This window comes from Mesorhizobium sp. PL10 (assembly GCF_053714315.1).
This window is the reverse complement of record NZ_JBSKBR010000140.1, coordinates 1-1,218: the sequence shown is the minus strand read 5'-3', so window position 1 is coordinate 1,218 and position 1,218 is coordinate 1. Positions and strand designations below refer to the sequence as shown.

The following is a 1,218-nucleotide window of genomic DNA, read 5'->3' as shown; positions in this document are numbered from 1 at the left end:
GGTCAGATAGTCTGGCATCCATCTGGAGCCGTCGCGGGTAACGAACGGGCTGGTCATCGTGAATTCTCCCAGGCTGCGAGTTCTCTCCTTGCCGTCCAACTCGGCAAAAAACGTCGAACGTTTTCTCCGCGACAGCCCTTATCCTGCGCCAGCCGACCGGGAGGTCCTTGGCAAGGTCGCGCAAGTCATCATCAAGGGACGCCGAAAAATAGCCACGTCTGCGATCTGAGTTCGCATCGGTTGCGTTCAGATTCATGGCTTCAATAGGCCAGCGCCCCGCCTTAGGCCGCATGCTCTAAGACGGCTAGCTTTCGAGAAGCTGACGAATCTCAAAGGAATCGGGGTAAGGGGAGTGCCTATGGATCAACGCCTTTTGGTGGAAGATGCTCTAACGAGCAGCCTATGATTCAGATCCTTCATAGGGCTAGGTGACCGCTGTCGCGGGAGAGAATTTGCCGTCGATCTCATTTGTGCATGGTGTGTCGTCGCAGAGAAAGTCGTGGTGAGAAATAACCGCTAGCCCATCCTTCAACGCCGCCACCGGTTCAAGTCACGCTCTTCTAGCGGCACATTGGACAATTCGGAAAGTTGATTGTTTGAAGAGTTGCGGTTGTAACCAAATTTAGTTCCTAACTTCGAGTAGTTTTCGCGTTCGTCCGCAGAGATTTCTCGGGCCACGCGACAAGGGTTAGGTGACAACTGGAACACCTGGGTAACGCTCCCGCAGCAGCCGCACGTCTGCGGGTGTGATTGAATCGGCCAGCGAGCAGCCGGCGTCGAGGTCCGGGATGAGGACAGTCTTGTCCGGATGGAGAAGCTTCGCCGTCTCAGCCATGAAATGCACACCGGCGAGCACGATGACTTGCGCCTCGACCGTGATGGCCTTGCGGGCCAGCGCCAGGCTGTCGCCGACGATGTCGGCCACGCAGTGGAATATCTCGGGCGTCTGGTAATTGTGGGCGAGGATTACGGCGTCGCGCTCGCGCTTCAGCGCAAGGATAGCATCGATGTAAGCGGAAAAAGCCAGCCACTCGATCGGCGGAATCACGCGCCGGACGCGGTCGTATAAGGATGCGGCCGATGGCAACGCGGTGGTCGTCGACACCTCCAATTATACTCGACCTGAATATAAGATTAATATTATTGCGGTGAGTATACAGGGCAATCGGGTGAGTTAACACGTGACATATGGCGCCAGTGCTGAATCTGTGAGTCCCC

Annotated in this window: 1 protein-coding gene and 1 pseudogene; both read right to left on the bottom strand. The window is 56.2% G+C overall.

Going from position 1 to position 1,218, the window contains the following annotated elements:
• A partial coding sequence (locus ACWGTO_RS33485) for a CCE_0567 family metalloprotein (protein WP_454578954.1) occupies nucleotides 1-256 on the bottom strand: 256 nt, incomplete at its 3' end.
• A 435-nt stretch (nucleotides 257-691) separates the two neighbouring features.
• Nucleotides 692-1,105: pseudogene (gene nadA / locus ACWGTO_RS33480) on the bottom strand (quinolinate synthase NadA); the annotation flags it as partial.
• Between the last annotated feature and the right edge of the window lie 113 nt (nucleotides 1,106-1,218).